This is a genomic window from Microbacterium aoyamense (assembly GCF_023155855.1).
Classification (GTDB): Bacteria; Actinomycetota; Actinomycetes; order Actinomycetales; family Microbacteriaceae; genus Microbacterium; species Microbacterium aoyamense.
Map to the genome: position 1 here is coordinate 14124 of NZ_JAKNUT010000005.1, position 18028 is coordinate 32151.

Below are 18028 nucleotides of genomic sequence, written 5' to 3' on the forward strand. Positions count from 1 at the left end.
GGACAGCGTTCAGAGTCCGAACCTCTCGAGCGTGCGGTCGTACTCGTCCTCGATGTCCTCCTCGTCGCGCGTGGTGTCGTCCCACAGCGATTCGAGGTGCGCATGGACGTCGGCGGGGAGCGCTTCGTAGCGGGCTTCCCACTGCTCGACGTCCTCCGTCCAGTAGCCGACGACCTTGTACGCGGTCGTGGGCAGACCGAGCTCGTGGCGGAGGTGCCGGCGGACACCGCGGGTGGAATGGGTCTCCCCTGCCACCCAGATGTACCCCACGCCGTCGGGACGCTCGGAGCGCCGGACGATCTCCTCGAGACGGCTCGGACCGTGTCCGTTGCCGCCATGGACCCAGCGCAGTTCCGAACCCGAAGGCAAGGCGATGTGCTGCTCGTACGCCGGACCCGGAACCTCGGCGTACAGACGCACGCGGACGCCCGGCGGGAGGTCTTCGAGGATGCGCGCCGCGGCGGGGAGGCCCGCGGCATCCGTCACCATCAAGAGCCATTCCAGGTCGCTCGGCGCGGCATACATGCCCCGCGGCGTGTTGACGCCGACGAGGGAGCCGGGCGCGACCGTCTCGGCCCACCGCGCGGCGAGCCCATGACCGTGCACGACCATGTCGATCGACAGCTCACCACGCGCTGCATCCCAGCGGCGGACGGTGTAGGTGCGCAGCGGCGACGGCTCGACGTCCTCGGCGAATGCCCAGGACTGCTCCCCCGAAGGCGACGGAAGGACCGGTTCCGCTTCGCCGTCGCGCGGGAGCCACATCCGCAGGTACTCGTCGCCGACCCCGGTCGACACGAAGCCCGCGAGGCCCTCGCCGCCCAGCACGACGCGCACCATGCCCGCGCTCAGGGTCTCGACACGCACGACCTCGGCGCGGTGGATGAGATTGGTCATGTCACGCTCCGCGTTCCGATCGGCACGACCATCGGCGAGCCCGCGTGCGGATCGACGATGACCCGACTGTCGAGATCGAACACGTCGCGAATCGTCTCGACCGTCACGACGTCGACCGGGGCGCCCTGCGCGACGATGCGTCCTCCGCGCATCGCGACCAGGTGGTGTGCGTAGCGCGCCGCGAGGTTCAGTTCGTGGAGCACGATGACGATCGTCGTGCCCCGTTCGGCGTTGAGCGCGGCCAGCAGATCGAGCACCTCGAGCTGGAAGTTGACGTCGAGGAACGTCGTCGGCTCGTCGAGGAGCAGGATGTCGGTTTCCTGCGCCAGTGCCATGGCGATCCACACGCGCTGGCGCTGCCCGCCCGAGAGCTCCGAGACCTGACGGTTCGAGAGCTCGGCCGTCGCGGTCGCCGCGAGAGCGCGGGCCACGGCATCCTCGTCGGCGTCGTTCCAGCGCCGGAACCACCCCTGATGGGGATGCCTCCCCCGACCGACGAGGTCGGAGACCGTGATGCCGTCCGGCGCCACGGGCGACTGCGGGAGCATCCCGATGATGCGGGCGACGTCGGCCGGGCGCATGCGCGGCAGGGACGTGCCGTCGAGCAGGACGTCGCCACCGCGCACGGGGAGCAACCGAGCGAGCCCGCGCAGCAGCGTCGACTTGCCCGAGGCGTTGGCGCCGATGATCACCGTGATCTCGCCGGGCGGGATGACGAGGTCGAGCCCGTCGATGACGGGGACCTTGTCGTACCCCAGGCGCAGATCGCGGGCTTCGAGCAGATGGGATCTGGTCATGCGACTCTCGTCCTTCGAGCAGCGGAGATGAGCATCCACGCGATGTACGGCGCACCGAAGATGCCCGTGACGACGCCGGTCGAGATGGGCCACGGCAGTGCGTGTTGGGCGAGGATGTCGGCGATCTGGAGGATGACGGCACCCATGAGGGCAGCTGCGAGGATGCTGCGCCCGGCCGCACCGAGCAGGATCTGCGCGAGTGGCCCGGCGAGCATCGAGATGAAGGCGATCGGACCGACGGTCGCCGTCGCGACCGAGACGAGCACGACACCCGCGGCGAGGATGAGGAGGCGGTCGCGCTCGACACGGGCGCCCAGCATCCGTGCCGTCTCGTCTCCGAGCTCGAGCCGGCGCAGCATCCGCGCCAACGCGAAGCCCGACGGGACGAGGACCACGAGCACGACCGCGACGAGGGTGATCGTCTCGGGCGTCGCCATGCCGACCGAGCCGGTGAGCCACGTCATCGCAGCGCGCGCATCGGCGAACTCGGCGCGCGCGACGAGGTACGACGTGACGGACGTCGCGAAGGTGCCGACCCCGATGCCGACGAGGATGAACCGGTACTCCGACACCCCTCGGTGCCAGGCCACGACGTAGATCACGACGGCGGTCACGCTTCCGCCGATGAGGGCGTAGACGGGAAGAGTCACCCCCGCGACGCCGCCGAGCACGAGCGCCGCCGCCGTCGCGGTGCCGGCACCGGCCGCGACACCGAGGAAGTCGGGTGAGGCGAGCGGATTGCCGAGCACGCGCTGGAACAGGGTCCCGGCTGCCCCGAGTGCGAGTCCGACCAGCACAGCGGCGGTCGCCCTCGGCAGACGCAGCTCGCGGATGACGAAGACGGTCGCGGTCTCGCCCGTGCCGGTGAGCCCGCCGACGACCGCCGCGGGCGAGAGGAGCACGCTCCCCAGCATCAGCGAGACGCAGAAGAGGAGCACGACGGTGACGGCGAGCGCCAGGATGACGAGCAGGATGCGGCGGCTCAGCGCCGCACGTTCGGTGCGCACTCGGGTCCGGATGCGGGTGATCTCGATCGCGGCGGTCACAGCTTCACGCTCCCCCGGAAGCGCACGAGCAGGACGAACACGGGCGCGCCGAGAACGCCGATCACGACCCCCACGGGCACTTCGCCCGACGGCAGGAGGAGCCGGCCGATGATGTCCGCACCGAGGACGAGAACGGGCCCGAGCACGGCGGAGTAGACGAGGATCCATCGGTAGTCGGGACCTGTGATCAGTCGGACGAGGTGCGGAATCATGAGTCCGACGAAGACGATCGGTCCGCACGCCGCGGTCGCCGCACCGCACAGTGCCGCGACCACCGCGAAGAGGAAGGCGCGCGTCGGGACGAGACGGAGGCCGAGCGACCGGGCGAGATCGTCGCCGAGCGACAGGAGGTTGAGCGGACGCCCGACGAACAGGGCGACGACGATGCCCACGGCGAAGAACGGCCAGAGCTGCAGGAGGACCGAGCCGTAGCGTCCGGCGAGCGCACCGACCTGCCACATCCGGAGCGTATTGAGCGCATCGGGGTCCGCCAGCAGGATCGCCGAGGTGATCGACGCGCACAGTGCGGTCAGCGCGGCGCCCGCGAGCGCGAGTTTCACAGGCGTCGCACCCTCGGTGCCGAAGGACGCGATCGCGTAGACGAGCACCGTCGCGATCCCCGCGCCGGCGAAGGCGAACCAGACCGCGTCCCCTGTGGGCATCGTGCCGAACACGAGCGCCGCGACGACGACCGCGGCGGCCGCTCCCGAGCTGATTCCGAGGACACCCGGGTCGGCGAGCGGATTGCGCGCGACGCCCTGAAGAATGGTCCCGCCCATCGCGAGCGAGGCGCCGACGAGGATGCCGAGGATCGTCCGGGGCACCCGCATGTCGCGGATGACCGTCGCATCCGCCCCTTGCGCAGCGCCCGTGATGGCGTCCCAGACATCCACGGGCGCGACATCCCGCGACCCGAGCGCGATGCTCAGCATCGCGAGCGCAAGCAGAAGCCCGGCCGCCGGAATCAGACCGATCAGACGACCGGTGCGGCGGCCGGCCGAAGCCGGCGCGCGCACCGGCGTCTGGGTCACAGCGCGCCGACGGAGGTGTCGGTGCCGCGGATCACCTCGGCCAGACGGGACAGCTGCTGCGTGTAGTCACTGTAGGTGTGGAGCCAGTACGCGGGCCACGTCGTGGTCTGGCCCGCAGCGAAGGCCGTGATGCTCGACGAGATCGGAGCCGCCGCGAGGATCTCCTCGCCTCCCGGCGCGTTGCGGTCGTCGAACATGATCAGGTCGGGCTGGTACGCGTCGGCCTGCTCCATGCTCAGGGTCTCCCAATAGGGGAAGTCGGGGTCGGGCGTCTCGGGGTCGACGACTGCGAGACCCCAGCGCTGGAAGTCCAGCAGCTCGGGGGCGTACTCGGGGACGGCGATGGCGTAGTTGACGTCCCACGGGCTGATCGCCAGCGCCGAGACGCCGGGGTTCTCCTCGTTCGCCGCCTGGAAGTCGGCGACCGCCGCGTCGAATTCTGCGCGGGCGTCGGCGATCTGATCAGGGTCCGCGCCGAGCGACTCGGCGAGATCGGCATAGCCCTCGATGAGACCCACGATCGAGTCGCCCTGGCTCGGGCCCACGACAGGTGCGAGCTCGGCGAGCTTCTTCGACTCCTCCTCGACACCGCCTTCGAAGCCGGAGTACGCGTCCTCGGCGGGCCACCAGTCGCCCACGATGAGGTCGGGGGCGAGTTCTGCAGCCGCCGCGACGTCGATCTTGCCCCACTCCTCGCCGATGACCTCGATGCCGTCGAAGTCGACGCCTTCGAGCCCGACATCCTCCGAGATCGGGCCATCCGCGTACACGGCGACGGGGGTGATGCCGAACTCCATCAGGGCCTTCGCCGCGTACGCGTGGGCGATGATGCGGGTCGGGACGTCGGGAGCGGTGTACGTCTCGCCATCCCCCGATGCGAAGGTCCACGCCGCATCGGCGTCCGACTCACTCGACTCGGTGGAGCCGGAGCAGGCTGTCAGCGCGAAAGCGGATGCAGCGACGAGGGCAAGGGACGACAGCAAGCGAGCACGACGAATCACGGGCAATCCTCTCGGACAGGTAAGGGTAGCCAAAGCTTACACATCGGGTCGCCACCGCCCCGCGTGTATGACGATGCATCCCCGCGGGACACGCTCGTGGGGCGAGGATGGAGACGTGGATTCCGCACCTGCAGCCTTCATCGATCGCACGCTGCGGGCCGAAGCGTCGGAGTGGCGCACGTGGGCTGACGGCGACGACTCCGTCGGCGGGCTCCGCGTGTACGGAGCGTCGGTCGGCGCGATCCGCGGCACCGTTCGTGATGCACTGCGCCGGCACCGCGGTCTCGCGCACGACGACATCACCGCGCTCGCGTCGGAGCTTTGGGCAACGCCGGTCTACGAGCGTCGCCTCGCCGCGATCGTGCTGCTCCAAGGGCAGGTCGAGACGCTCACCGCCAATGACCTCACCCGCATCGAGGGCTTCCTCCGCGACGCCCGCGTGGCCAGTCTCATCGAGCCCCTGGCGCTCGACGTGGTGCGCCCGCTCCTCGCCCGCCTGACGGGGGTCGAAGCAGACCGCGCTCGACGCATCGTGTCGCGCTGGGCCGAGTCCGATGCGGAAAGCATGCGGGCCGCCGCCGCGTCACTGTGACGGTCGGGTGCGCCGCGCGCCGCCCCGCAGCAGTGCCGGCTCGTCCACGGGCGCGCCTTTCGCTGCAGGTTCGCTCATGGACCCGGACGGCACCTGCCCTCAGCGTGGCCATCCACCCCTTGCGGGCGACAGCAGGACGGGTCAGAGGTGCTTGCGCAGGAAGACCTGCGCGGTGCCGTCGTCCTGGTCGACCCGCTCGCTCTCGACGTAGCCCGCCGACCGGTACAGCTCGAGATTCGCGGTGCTCAGTGAGCCGGTGAACAGCTCGGCTTCGGCGCATCCCGCGTCGCGTCCGCGCCTCTCGAGCGCTTCGAGCAGTGCTCCTCCGGCTCCCTCGCCCTGCTCATCGGGAGCCACCGCGATGCGACCGATCAGCAGCGTCGACCCGGACACGATCGCGCGAGCCGCTCCGACGATCCGGTCGCCGCGTACTGCGACGACGCCGAGATTGTCAGCGAGCTCCGCCCGGAGCTCGTCGAGAGTCTGTACGAGCGGAGCGATGCGCGCGTCGTCGTAGAGCTGCGCCTCCTGCACGAAAGCCGCTCGCTGGACGGTGAGCACCTCCCCGGCGTCAGCCGGTGCGATCGGCCGGACGACGAGACCGGTCAGTCCGCGCTCGAGGCGGTCTGCACGCAACCTCACGGTGCCGGATACGGGTTCTCGGCCAGCACTCTGGCGAGATGAGCGGCGTGCCGGGCAAGGGTCGCGGTGGTCTGCGAGACCTTCCGAGGCGTGTGCTCGAGGTCCTTGTAGTCGACCTTGTGCATCGCCTCGCCGTTCCAATAGACGCCTCCCTGGGCGGGAACGCTGAACCCGACGTCCACGAGCGCCTGATAGACGTCGGCCGTGATCGCGTGCGCTCCGTCCTCGTTGCCCAGCACCACCGCCAGAGCGACCTTGCCTGCCAGGATCGGGCGGCCCTCGGCATCCACTTCCGCGATCTCGGCGTCCAGGCGCTCGAGCACGCGCTGGGCGACGCTGGACATGTGCCCCATCCACGTCGGCGTGCTGAAGACGAGGATGTCGGCCTCGAGGATCTTCCGACGGATGCCGGGCCATTCGTCGCCGCCGCCCATGTCGGCCTCGACCCCCGGCTTGACGTCGTGATCGACGACGCGCACGATCTCGCCGTCGACGTCGTGGGCCGCGAGGGCGTCGAGGACCTGGCCCGCGAGCAGATCGCAGCTCGATTCGGCGGGCGAAGGCTTGAGCGTGCAGTTGAGAGCGAGCGCGCGGGTCATGGGACCTCCTGGGGTGCATCGGTGGGATGTCCGGTTCAGACACCTCCACACTGCGTCCTCGAGAGGGGATCAGCAGGGGCTTGACATCCGCTCCGGCGACGGATCCGACGATGTCGCGCACACGACGAAGATCGCCCCGGCGCCGAAGCCCCGGGGCGATCATCAGTACGATTGTCGGTCTCTGTTTCGGTTCCCTTGCGGGTTCTTTCGTTTCCGTTTTCTCTTCGTGCGGATGACATTACTCCGCCGCGAACGGACGTCAAGAGTTCGCCCTGAAGTCACCTCGACGTCACGTTGAACGTGAAGGATGCGGCATCCATCGCCGTCACTCGTGACCCACCATCTTGAGGCCGACGACGCAGCCCACGAGGCCCAGGATGAGCAGCATCTTGACGATCGAGAAGTCCTCGTCGCCCGTGATCATGGCGTAGGCGACGGTGAGGGATGCCCCGATCCCGACCCACACGGCGTAGGCCGTTCCGGTCGAGATCTCGCGCATCGCCCAGGCGAGGCCGCCCATGCTGAGGATGAGGCCGACGACGAAGACGACCGACGGCCAGAGCTTCGTGAACCCCTCGGACTTGCCGAGTGCGGTCGCCCACACCGCTTCGAGGACTCCGGACAGGATGAGGATGACCCACGACATGGCTTGCTCCATGGCCAGTCTTGTCGCTCACCGGGTACTGATCCGTCGTCCGGGGATCCGGTCGGGGATCCGGCATCCACCCTACCGACGATCCCTGATCACAGCCTGGGCAGCGTCACACGAGGAACAGCCAGTCCAGCATTCCGGGGTTGTGGGCGTGGACGAGCACGGCGAAGACGACGGCGTCGAACAGCAGGTGCACCGTGACGACGTACGCGAGCGAGCGCGTCTTCATGAAGATGAAGCCCTGGAGCAGCGCGAACGGGATCGTGAGGAAGGGCCCCCACGCCTGGTAGCCGAGCTCCCACAGGAACGAGACGAACACCACGGTCTGCAGGATGTTCGCCTGCCAGTCGGGGAAGTGGCGTCGCAGCAGCGCGAAGACGGTGCAGATGAAGAACAGCTCGTCCCAGATGCCGACGGCGCCGACGCCGACGAACAGGCGCCCGATGAGCTCCGGGGTGTCGACGACGGGCCAGTTGAGGTAGACCCCCGACGTGATGAAGTAGAACGGCAGGATCAGCCAGCCCAGCACGAGGACGGCGACGAGCCACGTCCACTGGAAGGTCGTCCAGCGTCCTCCCCCGCGCCACGGGAAGCGGATCGCGTGATCGCGGTAGACCCAGCGCGAGATGACGTACGGCACGGCTACGGCGCCGCCGAGGGCGAGCGCGAAGCGCAGGATCGCGAGGTTGTCGAGCTCGGCCTTGAGCGGGATCGCGCTGACGATGAGCAGCCCGACCGCGATGAGGGAGACATCCCGCAGGATGCTCGGAGCTCGTCGCGGCCGGCCCTTGCCCGCGACGAAAGCGAAGTCGTGCGGCGTCCGCCGCTCGACGAGCCATGCCGAAACGAGGGCGGCGGCGAGCAGCATCCATCCGATCCACGGGATCCGCACGACGAAGAACGCCGGGGCGGCGAGGCACACGAGCGCGGCGGGCACGAGCCCCCACGACACGGCGGGGCGGGCAGGGGCGAGGGCGGCGTCGGGATGCGCGGGCACGATCTCAGTCTCTCAGGGGATGCGCGATCTCGTCCTGCGGCATCCGCGCGATGAAGAGCACGGCGATGCCGAAGACGAACGGGATGATCCCGGCCACGATGAAGATCACGGACAGCGGGATGACGGATGCGAGGGGTCCGGCGAGCGCCATCGACAGCGGCATGAGCGCGAGCGAGACGAAGAAGTCGAGGCTCGAGATGCGCCCGAGCATATGCCGCGGCACACGGCGCTGCAGGAGGGTCCCCCAGATGACGTTGCCGTAGCTGAAGCCGAAGCCCACGACGAACATCGACGCGAGCAGCAGCCAGTACTGGTCCGTCACACCCACGACGACGTACGGCAGCGTGCTGACCGCCCAGACGAGCGTCATGACCGTGAGGTAGCGGCTCGGCAGCGCGCGCGACGAGACGACGATCGAACCCACGACGCCGCCGAGGCCGTAGACGGCGAGCAGGAAGCCGAAGAGTCGCGGGTCCTCTCCGATCCGCTCGCGCGTGAGGAACGGCAGCAGCACTTCTTCCGGCCCGACGAAGACGAGCACCCACACCGTCGCGAAGAGCAGCGTCCACAGCAGCCACGGCGTGCGGACGGTGAAGACGACGGCTTCCTTCAGGTCGTGGAAGACGGATGCCGGCGCCTCGGGCTCCTCGCTCGTCCCGACGGGCTCCTCGCGCAGGAACAGAAGCCCGACGAACGCGAGTCCGTAGACGATCGCGATGATGATCGCGGCGTGGCTGGGCACGAGGGTCGCGAGGAGCACGCCCGCCGTCGCGGGGCCGGCAGCCTGCTGCAGCGCGGGCCGGATCGCCCCCTCGAGCCCGTTCGCGGCCAGCAGCTGCTCGCCCGGGAGGATGCGCGGCAGCATCGCGCTGTAAGCGGGGAAGAAGAACCCCGCGCTCGCGCCGAGGACGAAGGCGACGACCGTCAGGTGCGGGATCGTGACGGTGCCCACGAAGCCCGCCATCACGACCGACGTGATCGCGACGAAGTTGGCGCCCTCGACGCACCGCACGATGAGCCGCCGCGAGATGCGGTCGGCCACGATGCCGCCGGGGATCGCGCAGACCAGCAGGCCGACCGCATTCGCTCCCGCGACGAGTGAGAGCTCGAGCGGTCCGCCGCCCGCGCCGATGACGGAGTAGACCATGACGACGGCCCACATGCCGGCGGCGAAGATCGACAGCACGACGGCGCCGAACAGCACCCGGAAGTCGCGCTGCGAGAGCGGCCGGACGAAGCGCCAGCGGTCGCGCGGCGCCGGGGTTCGGGGCGGAGTCGTGCCCGGCTCGCTCATGGCCGTCGGCGGTACGCCAGATCCCGGATGGCCCGCCCCTTGGCCGCGCCTTTGCGCTCGAACGCCGTCACGACGCGACCGTCGAAGCGCTCCGCCCACTCCCCCGCGAAGGCGCGGTCGAAGTCGGGCGAGGCGTCGAGCACGTCGCGCATCTGGTCGGCGTAGTCCTGCCAGTCCGTCGCGAGGCGCAGCATCCCGCCGCCCTTCACTGCGGCCGCTGCGATCGCGGCGAACTCCGGCGTCACGAGCCGACGCTTGTTGTGCTTGTTCTTGTGCCACGGATCGGGGAAGAAGATCCAGAGCTCGGAGGTGGACGCCGCGGGCAGCAGATGCTGCAGGACCTCGGGCGCGTTCGCCTCGACGAGGCGCAGATTGCGCACGTCCTCCCGGTCGGCGTCGAGCATCGTGCGCGCGAGTCCGGCACGGAAGACCTCGACGGCGAGGAAGTCGGTATCGGGGTGGTTCGTCGCGGCGTGCACGATCGCGTGACCCTGACCCGAGCCGATCTCGACGACGAGCGGCGCATCGCGCTCCCACACGACCGTCGGGTCGATCGCAGAGCCCGGAAGGATGCTCGTGGCCGCGGCATCCCGCTGCACATCGATGACGTAGAACGGCGCGAGGTCCGCCCACGCGCGATCCTGCCCGTCGGTCATCCGCCCGCTGCGCCGCACGAAGGACACGGGCTTCTCGCGGTAACGGTGGGGTTCGGATGCTGCGTCGGACACCCTCTCAGGCTAACGGCGCGAATCGCTCAGGATGCATCGACCATCACGCCGTCTGCGGGCTCGATCTTGCGGCGTCATCCTGAGCGATGAACGTGGTCAGGCCGTGACGTAGTCGATGAGCTCCTCGACGCGGCCGAGCAGGGCGGGGTCGAGGTCGCGATAGCTCTTCACCGACGCCAGGATGCGCTGCCACGCGCGCGCGATGTCGGCCTGATCGCGCGCAGGCCAGCCGAGGGCGCGGCAGACGCCGACCTTGTACTCGATCCCGCGCGGCACATCGGGCCAGCGCGGGATTCCGACCGACGCGGGGAGCACGCACTGCCACACGTCGATGAAGGGGTGCCCGACGATCTTCAGGTGCGCGCCGTGACGGCCGCGGAGCACCTCCGCCGCGAGCCGCGACTCCTTCGAGCCGGGAACGAGGTGGTCGACGAGCACGCCGTAGCGACGCTCCGCCGACGGCGGGTCCTCTTCGAGCATGGGCGCGAGCAGATCGACGCCCTGCAGGTATTCGACGACCACCCCCTCGGCCCGCAGGTCGTCTCCCCACACCTTCTCGACCAGTTCCGCGTCGTGGCGCCCCTCGACGAGGATGCGGCTGGCGCGCGCGACGCGGGCACGCGCGTCGGGGGCGGCGAAGGATCCCGACGCGGTGCGCTTCGGTCCGGACGCCGCGACGACGACGGGTGCGGTGAGAACGATGTCCACGCCGTCGATGAGGAAACCCGGCCCCAGCGGGAACAACCGACGACGGCCCACGCGATCCTCGAGCTCGACGAGGCCCGAGGCGACGCCGACCACCGCGCCGCAGAATCCGTCGTCGGCGACCTCGACGACGAGATCGATGGACGCCTCGACCCGCTCGAGCTTCTTCGCGCGGCTCTCGCGCCAACCTGCCGCGAGCACATCCGTGCCGTACCGATCGTCCATCCGCATCGCCCTCCGAAGGCGAAAGGCTACGCGAGCGCCCCACCGCCGAGGCCTCGACCCGCCGACTCGTGCCGAGCCTGTGAGAACCCCTACCGTCGCCCTCTCGACGCTCAATAGACTCGCGGAGGGGGCCACGCGCGCATCACCCCCGGAGAGGGTTCGCATGCGGGTTCGATGGGCAGTGTCGCTCACTGCGGCGGTGGCGATCGTGCTCGGCGGAGCGGCCGGTGCGGCATCCGCGACGGATCCGATCGATCTTGGTGCAGGGTTCGTCGAAGATCAGTCCGACGTACTCTCGTCGTCGGAGGAGTCGGCCGTGCAGCAGCGCCTCCAGCAGTTCTCGGACGAGACCGACATGGACATGTGGGTCGTCTACGTGGACACGTTCACCAACCCATCGAATGCCGAGGAATGGGCGAACGAGACGGCCGACCTCAATGGACTCGGACCGAATCAGTACCTGCTCGCGGTCGCTACGGAGAGCAGGCAGTTCTACCTGTCGGGCTACTCGGAGGGCCCCGTCAGCTTCGATCAGCTCGCGCAGATCGAACAGCAGCAGATCGGCCCAGCCCTGCAGGACGACGACTGGGCCGGTGCCGCCGAGGCTGCGGCCGACGGCCTGGCAGACGCGGCCGGCGGGGGTACGGCGGGGGGCGCGGGCGGCGGGTTCACCGGCATCCTGATCTTCGTCGTCGTCGCCGCCGCGATCGGCGTCGTCATCTGGCTCATCGTGCGCAGTCGCCGCAAGAAGAAGCCCGCCGGCGGCCCGGCCGTCGAGCAGATCAGCACCGCGGAGCTCGCGAAGCGGGCGTCGTCCGCGCTCGTCGAGACCGACGACGCCGTGCGGACGAGCGAGCAGGAACTCGGCTTCGCGAAGGCGCAGTTCGGCGACGCCGCAGCGGCCGAGTTCGAGGCCGCTCTGCAGACGGCGAAGGAGAACCTCAACCAGGCCTTCACGCTCAAGCAGCAGCTCGACGACGCGACGCCCGACACCGAAGAGCAGACCCGCGCGTGGAATGCCCAGATCCTGAGCCTGTGCGAAGCGGCGAACGCCGGCCTCGACGAGAAGGCCGCCGCTTTCGACGAACTGCGCAAGCTCGAGCAGAACGCCCCCGAGGCGATCGCCCGCGTGCAGACGGAACGCGCAGCCGTCGCCGCCGCCCTCGATTCGGCGACGAGCCAGCTCGAGACGCTCTCGTCTTCGTACGCCCCGGAAGCGCTCGCAACCGTCGCCGACAACCCTGAGCAGGCCCGTCAGCGGATCGCGTTCGCCGATGAGCAGCTCGCCCTCGCACAGCAGTCCATCGGCGCCGGCAAGGGCGGCGAGGCGGCCGTCAGCATCCGCGCCGCAGAGGAGTCGATCGGTCAGGCCGACCTGCTCGAGAAGGCGATCACCAAGCTCGGCACCGACCTCGCCGAGGGCGAGAAGAACGCCGCCGCACTGCTTGCCGAACTCGAGAACGACGTCGCCGCGGCATCCGCGCTCCCCGACGCCGACGGACGCATCGCCGCCGTCATCGCGTCGACGCGCGCCGAGATCGAGAAGGCGCGGGGCTTCCTCACCGGCTCGAGCCGCCGACCGCTCATCGCGCTGCAGGGTCTCGAGGCGGCGAACGCGCAGATCGACGGACTCGTGCAGGGCGTGCGGGATGCCGCAGCCCAGGCCGAGCGCGCACGCCAGATGGTCGGACAGCTCATCATGCAGGCGCAGGCGCAGGTGTCGACCGCCGAGGACTACATCACGTCACGGCGCGGCGCGATCGGCGCCGAGGCGCGCACGCGGCTCGCCGAGGCCGGAGCAGCCCTCGTGCAGGCGCAGCAGCTCCAGCAGACCGCACCCGACCAGGCGACGCAGTACGCGCAGCGCGCGAATCAACTCGCGGCCCAGGCGATCCAGTACGCGCAGAACGACGTCGGCTCGTTCCAGGGCGGCGGCATGGGCGGCTCGGGCGGCGGCGGCGGCAACGGCGGGATGCTGGGTGCCGTGCTCGGCGGCATCGTGATCAACTCCCTGCTCGGCGGGGGCGGCGGGGGCGGTCGCTCCTCGGGCGGCATGAGCGGCGGACTCGGCGGCATGCTCGGGGGCGGCGGAAGCCGCGGCGGCCGCAGCTCCGGAAGCTTCGGCGGCGGCGGCACTCGCTCGCGCCGAGGAGGTGGTCGATTCTGATCGCTCCAGACCCGGCATCCATTCTCGAATCCAGTCAGTCCTAACGGAAGGAAACCCGATGGCAAAGCAGTCCATCTTCGGCCGCATCTCGACCCTCGTGAAGGCGAACATCAACTCGATGATCGACTCCGCCGAGGACCCGCAGAAGATGCTCGACCAGCTCGTGCGCGACTACACCAACTCGATCGTCGACGCCGAAGGCGCGATCGCCGAGACGATCGGCAACCTGCGTCTGCTCGAACGCGACCACCAGGAGGACGTCCAGGCGGCGACCGAGTGGGGCAACAAGGCGCTCGCGGCCAGCCGCAAGGCGGACGAGCTGCGCGGCTCGGGGAACGCCGCCGACGCCGACAAGTTCGACAACCTCGCCAAGATCGCGCTGCAGCGCCAGATCAGCGAGGAGAACGAGGCCAAGGCGATCGCTCCGACGATCGCGTCGCAGACCGAGGTCGTCGACAAGCTCAAGGACGGCCTCAACGGCATGAAGCAGAAGCTGGAGCAGCTGAAGTCGAAGCGCTCCGAGCTGCTCGCGCGTGCCAAGACCGCCGAAGCCCAGAACAAGGTGCACGACGCCGTCAAGTCGATCGACGTGCTCGACCCGACGAGCGAGCTCGGCCGGTTCGAAGACAAGGTCCGTCGCCAGGAGGCCCTCGCGGCCGGCAAGCAGGAGCTCGCGGCATCCACCCTCGACGCGCAGTTCAACGCGCTCGAGGACGTCGGCGAGCTGACCGAGGTCGAGGCGCGCCTGGCCGCCCTCAAGTCGGGAGCCCCGCAGAGCGCCATCGAGAGCTGACCTCTCGCCCTCGCGCCGACGGCGCCGCACTCCTCCGGGGGTGCGGCGCCGTTGCCCTTCCCCGCGAGAACCCATCGGTATTCAGGGGCCAAGCGTGGGCGGGCGGGGCAAGATGGGAGGATGACGCGCTACCTCGTGGTCCCGCAGTGGCAGGGCAGTCCGTCCTCGCGGGCGATGCAGCTCATCGACGGCGCCGAGGCGATCGCGGGCGACCTGCCCCGATCGGCGACCCTCGTGCTCGATGTGCCGACCGGTGCGGGCGAGGCGCTCGGCACCGGTGTCCGACGGCTGAGCGCGCTGCTGGGCACCCGCGACCGCATGGTCGACGCCCTTGCCCCCTTCGAAGAGCCGGTCCTCACGGTCGGCGGCGACTGCGGTGTCGCCCTCGGGGCGATCGGACACGCCGTGAAGCGGCATCCGTCGCTCGCCGTCGTCTGGCTCGACGCGCACCCCGACTTCAACGACGCCGGCTCGTCGCCCTCGGGCGCGTTCGCGGGCATGACCCTGCGAGCCGTCGTCGGGCAGGGCGAAGGCGGCCTCATGCTCGAGCCCGGGGTAGTTCCACCCCGTCGGGTCGTCGTGGGCGGTGCGCGCTCGTTCGACGAACCCGAGGCCGAGGCGATCGAGCGGCTCGGTGTCGCCGTCCTCTCGGTCGATGCGCTGCGCGACCCGGAGTCGCTTGCGACCGCCGTCCGCGAAACGGGCGCGGAAGCGCTCTACGTGCACGTCGACGTCGACGTGCTCGACCCGGCCGAGCTCACGGGCAACGCGCATCCCGAGCCGTTCGGCCTGACGGTCGCCGAGCTGACCGGAGCGATCGCGGCGGCGCGAGCCGCCCTGCCGCTCGTCGGATCCTCGATCACGGGGTACTCCCCCGCGTCGGCGGCGACGGCATCCGACGACCTCGGCGCGATCCTGCGCATCGTCGGGGCGCTCGCGTGAGCCCGATCCCGACGCCGCCCGCCGGGTGGGAGGCCGATGCCGCGCGCGCCGTCGCGCGCGGTGCGAAGCTCGATCGCTGGATCCCCGGCATCCTTCTCGACTCCCCGATCAGCCGCCTCGGGTACTTGTACGGCAACACGGTGGGCTGGGTGTGGGGGTCGATCTGGAGCACGGGTCGCGTGACGAAGCAGAACGGCCTGTGGGTGTTCCGCGGCATGCCGTCGTGGACGTACGGTCGCGGCGGCACGTGCGTCGGCGGATGCTTTCTGACAGGCGAAGGCGTCATCACGCCGCGACTGCTGCAGCACGAAGCCGTGCACAAGCGCCAGTGGCAGCGCTACGGGTTCCTCATGCCGGTGCTCTACCTGCTCGCGGGCCGCAACCCACTGCGCAACCGGTTCGAGATCCTCGCGGGCCTCGAGGACGGCAATTACGTTCCGCGAACCAGGGCGGCGCGGCCGACGCGGTAGATCTGCCTGCCGAGCGTGATCACGACCGCGAGCGGGAAGACGATCCAGAAGAGATTCGGCAGCACGGCGACCATCAGGAAGCCGAGGATGTCACCACGTTCGAGCGACTGGCGCGTCATCTCGAGCCCGCTCGAGATCTCGACGAGGAAGTAGATCACGGTCTTCCAGAACGTCCAGGCCGTGACGATGAGGCCGACGACGACACCCGACCACTTCTTGGCGTGGAAGAGCACCCACACGATGACGATGACCTCGAGCAGGTTCGCCCAGCTCTGCGCACTGCCGAACGCGTCGAAGTCGGCGTAGCGGTGGTCGAACGTGCCGTAGAAGACATGGCCCGGCCACATTCCGGCGAGGGGGCCGCCCTCGTGCGAGAGCGGACCGAGCAGCACGTAGCACGCGTCGTACGTCTGGATGACCGCCGAGATCGTGAGCCAGATCACCGCCCAGAGCGGAATGCGCAGATCCTTCGGATCGACGGTGGACTCGGTCGGGTGCACGATCACGGGGGCGGTCATGCGAAGAGAGTAGCGGGATGCTTCGCCCGCGCGCGCTGGTGAGACTCAGCGCGCGGTCGCGAGACCGTACTGCTCGGGCGTGTGGATCGCGTCGGCCGGGATGCCGTTGCGCGCCGTCAGATGGTCGACGATGTCGGCCGTGCCGAGGAATCCGCCGAGGAGGTGGATGCGGGTCGCGTCGTCCTCTGCGCAGAGCATCTCGTCCGCCCAGGCCGTGACGGCGCGAGCGAGAGCCTGACCCGGCGCGCAGGCCCGGCCGCTGCCGGCCTCACCCGAGCGGACCGAGCGGTCGAGCCACGTGAGGGTCATGCGAGCAGGAGCCGTGATGGGCGCCTGCCACGAGGCATCCGGAATCTCGATGAACACGCGCCCCGTCGAGCAGATCGGCAGCGTCGCGAGCAGTGCCTCGAGGTCGGCCAGCGACGATTCGTCGGCGGTGATGAGGTGCTGCACGCGAGTGTGCTTCGACGCGCGGCACGCGCTGGCGCTGTGCACGTTCGTCTCGGCGGTGCTGGTCATGATGAGGCCAGTATACCCCCGTGTAGGTATGCCTTACCTTGGTGAGCCGTGAATATCACTCGTCGGCGATGAGGACGCGCCGAAGCTCCCGCAGTTCATCCTCGGTCAGCCCGTGCGAGAGCAGGTAGTCCCCCGCCGAGCCGTAGGAGGCGTCCACGCGTGCGAGCGCGGCGGACATCACGCTCGCGGGCGAGCGCGTGGCGAGATCCTCGAGATGCGCGGAAGCCGGATACATCGCCCGCAGTCGCTGCAGCACCTTCCGGTTGCGTTCGGCCGGCAGCAGCGCTTCGGTGCGCGCGTAGTCCGAGACCACCGCGTCTTCGTCGACGCCGGCGGCGCGCAGCGCGAGCGCCACCGTGACCCCCGTGCGGTCCTTGCCCACGGTGCAGTGCACGAGCACGGGCTGGTCGGTCACGATGCCGCGGACGACGTCGACGACGCCCGCGGCGGAGTCCTCGACGAGCCGCCGGTACATCTCGTCGAGCGAGAGGTCCTCCTCGAAGAACGACCCGACCGATCCGAGGAAGAGAGGCACCCTCGTGGTCTGCAGGTCGAGCCCGTCGACGAGGCTCGGCGCCCAGCGCACCTCATCATCGTCGCGCAGGTCGATGATGCGCCGGATGCCGAGCGCACGCAGCGCCGAGCGCCCGTCGTCATCGAGGTGCGCGAGGTTGCCCGAGCGGAAGAGGATGCCGGCGCGCGAGCGCTGCGCACCGGCGTGCAGGCCGCCGACGTCGCGGAAGTTGGTCGCGCCCGAGACGGGGATCCCAGTGTTCACTGCGAGCGGGGCGGGACGGGGTATCGCCCGGCGATCGTGATGCGGTTGAACGCGTTGATCGAGACGAGGAGCCAGCTCAGCGCGACGTACTCCTTCTCGCTCAGGATGCCGCCGACGTGGTTGTATACGTCGTCGGGGATGCCGTCCTCGTGGATGAAGGTGAACGACTCCGTCAGCTCGAGCGCCGCACGCTCCCGCTCGGTGAAGACCCCCGAGTCGCGCCAGGTCGCGATCTGGGCGATCGTGTCGGCGTCGAGGCCCGCGTCGACTGCGCGATCGACGTGGATGCGCACGCAGTACGCGCAGCCGTTGAGCTGAGAGGCGTGGATCTGCACGATCTCCTTGAGTCGCGCATCGATGCCCGCGTCGCCCGCGAGTTCCTTGACGGTCTTCGAGAACGCGTCCAGCGCGTTGTAGGCGTCGCGGGCGGATCTCGACAGGTGCACTCGGGCTTCGCTCATGACGCCAGCGTACCCAGCCCGGATGAGAGGCGGGCAGGATGCCGGGAAGGGTTAACACTTGTGTTGCGTTCGCCGTAACGGACGCGTTGCGGGCGCCTCGGCATCTCTAGGCTGAGGACGCACCATACCGTCCGAGGCCCGCGCGCCCCACAGCAGGGGCGCTCCTCCGAGAGG

Annotated in this window: 21 protein-coding genes and 1 riboswitch; of the genes, 5 read left to right on the top strand and 16 right to left on the bottom strand. The window is 69.8% G+C overall.

Features of this window, described 5'->3' with window-relative positions; all coding sequences use genetic code 11:
- Positions 1 to 9: 9 nt before the first annotated feature.
- From MA876_RS13475 to MA876_RS13495, 5 genes are read right to left on the bottom strand one after another with little or no spacing between them, the layout of a single operon-like run.
- Complete coding sequence (locus MA876_RS13475) at positions 10 to 897, bottom strand: siderophore-interacting protein (protein WP_248150259.1); 888 nt, start codon at positions 895 to 897, stop codon at positions 10 to 12.
- Entirely contained in the window at positions 894 to 1694 is an 801-nt protein-coding gene (locus tag MA876_RS13480) for an ABC transporter ATP-binding protein (RefSeq protein WP_248150261.1), read from the bottom strand. Before MA876_RS13480 ends, MA876_RS13475 begins: the two co-directional genes overlap by 4 nt.
- Positions 1691 to 2740 carry a FecCD family ABC transporter permease gene (locus tag MA876_RS13485; RefSeq protein WP_248150264.1) on the bottom strand — a complete coding sequence of 350 codons (1050 nt, stop codon included), beginning with the start codon at positions 2738 to 2740 and terminating at the stop codon, positions 1691 to 1693. Before MA876_RS13485 ends, MA876_RS13480 begins: the two co-directional genes overlap by 4 nt.
- Positions 2737 to 3771, bottom strand: coding sequence for a FecCD family ABC transporter permease (locus tag MA876_RS13490; RefSeq protein WP_248150266.1), 1035 nt, complete (start codon positions 3769 to 3771; stop codon positions 2737 to 2739). Before MA876_RS13490 ends, MA876_RS13485 begins: the two co-directional genes overlap by 4 nt.
- Positions 3768 to 4772, bottom strand: coding sequence for an ABC transporter substrate-binding protein (locus MA876_RS13495; RefSeq protein ID WP_248150269.1), 1005 nt, complete (start codon positions 4770 to 4772; stop codon positions 3768 to 3770). Before MA876_RS13495 ends, MA876_RS13490 begins: the two co-directional genes overlap by 4 nt.
- A gap of 115 nt (positions 4773 to 4887) precedes the next feature.
- Here MA876_RS13495 and MA876_RS13500 point away from each other — a divergent pair, with 115 nt between their 5' ends.
- Positions 4888 to 5364: a DNA alkylation repair protein gene (locus MA876_RS13500; protein ID WP_248150272.1), complete on the top strand. Its 477-nt coding sequence runs from the start codon at positions 4888 to 4890 to the stop codon at positions 5362 to 5364.
- Between the two features lie 141 nt (positions 5365 to 5505).
- Here the strand turns inward: MA876_RS13500 and MA876_RS13505 are convergent, their stop codons facing one another.
- The 7 genes from MA876_RS13505 to MA876_RS13535 form a co-directional block, all read right to left on the bottom strand.
- Positions 5506 to 6006 (bottom strand): GNAT family N-acetyltransferase, encoded by a 501-nt coding sequence (locus MA876_RS13505; protein WP_308221663.1) that lies wholly within the window; start codon positions 6004 to 6006, stop codon positions 5506 to 5508.
- Positions 6003 to 6605 carry a flavodoxin family protein gene (locus MA876_RS13510; protein WP_248150273.1) on the bottom strand — a complete coding sequence of 201 codons (603 nt, stop codon included), beginning with the start codon at positions 6603 to 6605 and terminating at the stop codon, positions 6003 to 6005. The genes MA876_RS13505 and MA876_RS13510 overlap by 4 nt, the downstream gene beginning before the upstream one ends.
- Positions 6606 to 6930: 325 nt before the next feature.
- The gene (locus tag MA876_RS13515; protein WP_248151113.1) at positions 6931 to 7251 is read right to left on the bottom strand and encodes a DMT family transporter; all 321 of its coding nucleotides are present in this window, start codon (positions 7249 to 7251) and stop codon (positions 6931 to 6933) included.
- A 9-nt stretch (positions 7252 to 7260) separates the two neighbouring features.
- A riboswitch (guanidine-III (ykkC-III) riboswitch) is annotated at positions 7261 to 7325 on the bottom strand.
- A gap of 41 nt (positions 7326 to 7366) precedes the next feature.
- Positions 7367 to 8254, bottom strand: coding sequence for a CPBP family intramembrane glutamic endopeptidase (locus MA876_RS13520; protein ID WP_248150275.1), 888 nt, complete (start codon positions 8252 to 8254; stop codon positions 7367 to 7369).
- Positions 8255 to 8258: 4 nt separating this feature from the next.
- Positions 8259 to 9548 carry an MFS transporter gene (locus MA876_RS13525; protein WP_248150277.1) on the bottom strand — a complete coding sequence of 430 codons (1290 nt, stop codon included), beginning with the start codon at positions 9546 to 9548 and terminating at the stop codon, positions 8259 to 8261.
- Entirely contained in the window at positions 9545 to 10204 is a 660-nt protein-coding gene (gene trmB, locus MA876_RS13530; RefSeq protein ID WP_248151115.1) for a tRNA (guanosine(46)-N7)-methyltransferase TrmB, read from the bottom strand. The genes MA876_RS13525 and trmB overlap by 4 nt, the downstream gene beginning before the upstream one ends.
- Positions 10205 to 10372: 168 nt before the next feature.
- On the bottom strand, positions 10373 to 11206 hold the full coding sequence (locus MA876_RS13535; RefSeq protein WP_248150279.1) for a DUF3097 family protein: 834 nt from the start codon (positions 11204 to 11206) through the stop codon (positions 10373 to 10375).
- A gap of 163 nt (positions 11207 to 11369) precedes the next feature.
- Between MA876_RS13535 and MA876_RS19095 the strand changes: the two genes are divergently transcribed.
- The 4 genes from MA876_RS19095 to MA876_RS13555 all read left to right on the top strand — a co-directional run bounded on the left by MA876_RS19095 (position 11370) and on the right by MA876_RS13555 (position 15578).
- On the top strand, positions 11370 to 13373 hold the full coding sequence (locus MA876_RS19095; protein ID WP_275563017.1) for a TPM domain-containing protein: 2004 nt from the start codon (positions 11370 to 11372) through the stop codon (positions 13371 to 13373).
- A 58-nt stretch (positions 13374 to 13431) separates the two neighbouring features.
- Entirely contained in the window at positions 13432 to 14166 is a 735-nt protein-coding gene (locus MA876_RS13545) for a PspA/IM30 family protein (RefSeq protein WP_248150291.1), read from the top strand.
- Positions 14167 to 14286: 120 nt separating this feature from the next.
- The gene (locus MA876_RS13550) at positions 14287 to 15108 is read left to right on the top strand and encodes an arginase family protein (RefSeq protein WP_248150293.1); all 822 of its coding nucleotides are present in this window, start codon (positions 14287 to 14289) and stop codon (positions 15106 to 15108) included.
- Complete coding sequence (locus MA876_RS13555; protein WP_248150295.1) at positions 15105 to 15578, top strand: Fe-S oxidoreductase; 474 nt, start codon at positions 15105 to 15107, stop codon at positions 15576 to 15578. Before MA876_RS13550 ends, MA876_RS13555 begins: the two co-directional genes overlap by 4 nt.
- Here the strand turns inward: MA876_RS13555 and MA876_RS13560 are convergent.
- The 4 genes from MA876_RS13560 to MA876_RS13575 are packed head-to-tail and all read right to left on the bottom strand — an operon-like array spanning position 15539 to position 17854.
- Entirely contained in the window at positions 15539 to 16096 is a 558-nt protein-coding gene (locus MA876_RS13560) for a hypothetical protein (protein WP_248150297.1), read from the bottom strand. The two genes, MA876_RS13555 and MA876_RS13560, sit on opposite strands and share 40 nt — an antisense overlap.
- Positions 16097 to 16141: 45 nt before the next feature.
- Positions 16142 to 16615 carry an SIP domain-containing protein gene (locus MA876_RS13565; protein WP_248150299.1) on the bottom strand — a complete coding sequence of 158 codons (474 nt, stop codon included), beginning with the start codon at positions 16613 to 16615 and terminating at the stop codon, positions 16142 to 16144.
- Between the two features lie 55 nt (positions 16616 to 16670).
- The gene (locus tag MA876_RS13570; protein WP_248150301.1) at positions 16671 to 17393 is read right to left on the bottom strand and encodes a tyrosine-protein phosphatase; all 723 of its coding nucleotides are present in this window, start codon (positions 17391 to 17393) and stop codon (positions 16671 to 16673) included.
- A complete protein-coding gene (locus MA876_RS13575; protein WP_248150304.1) occupies positions 17390 to 17854 on the bottom strand; it encodes a carboxymuconolactone decarboxylase family protein in 465 nt (154 codons plus the stop codon). The genes MA876_RS13570 and MA876_RS13575 overlap by 4 nt, the downstream gene beginning before the upstream one ends.
- Between the last annotated feature and the right edge of the window lie 174 nt (positions 17855 to 18028).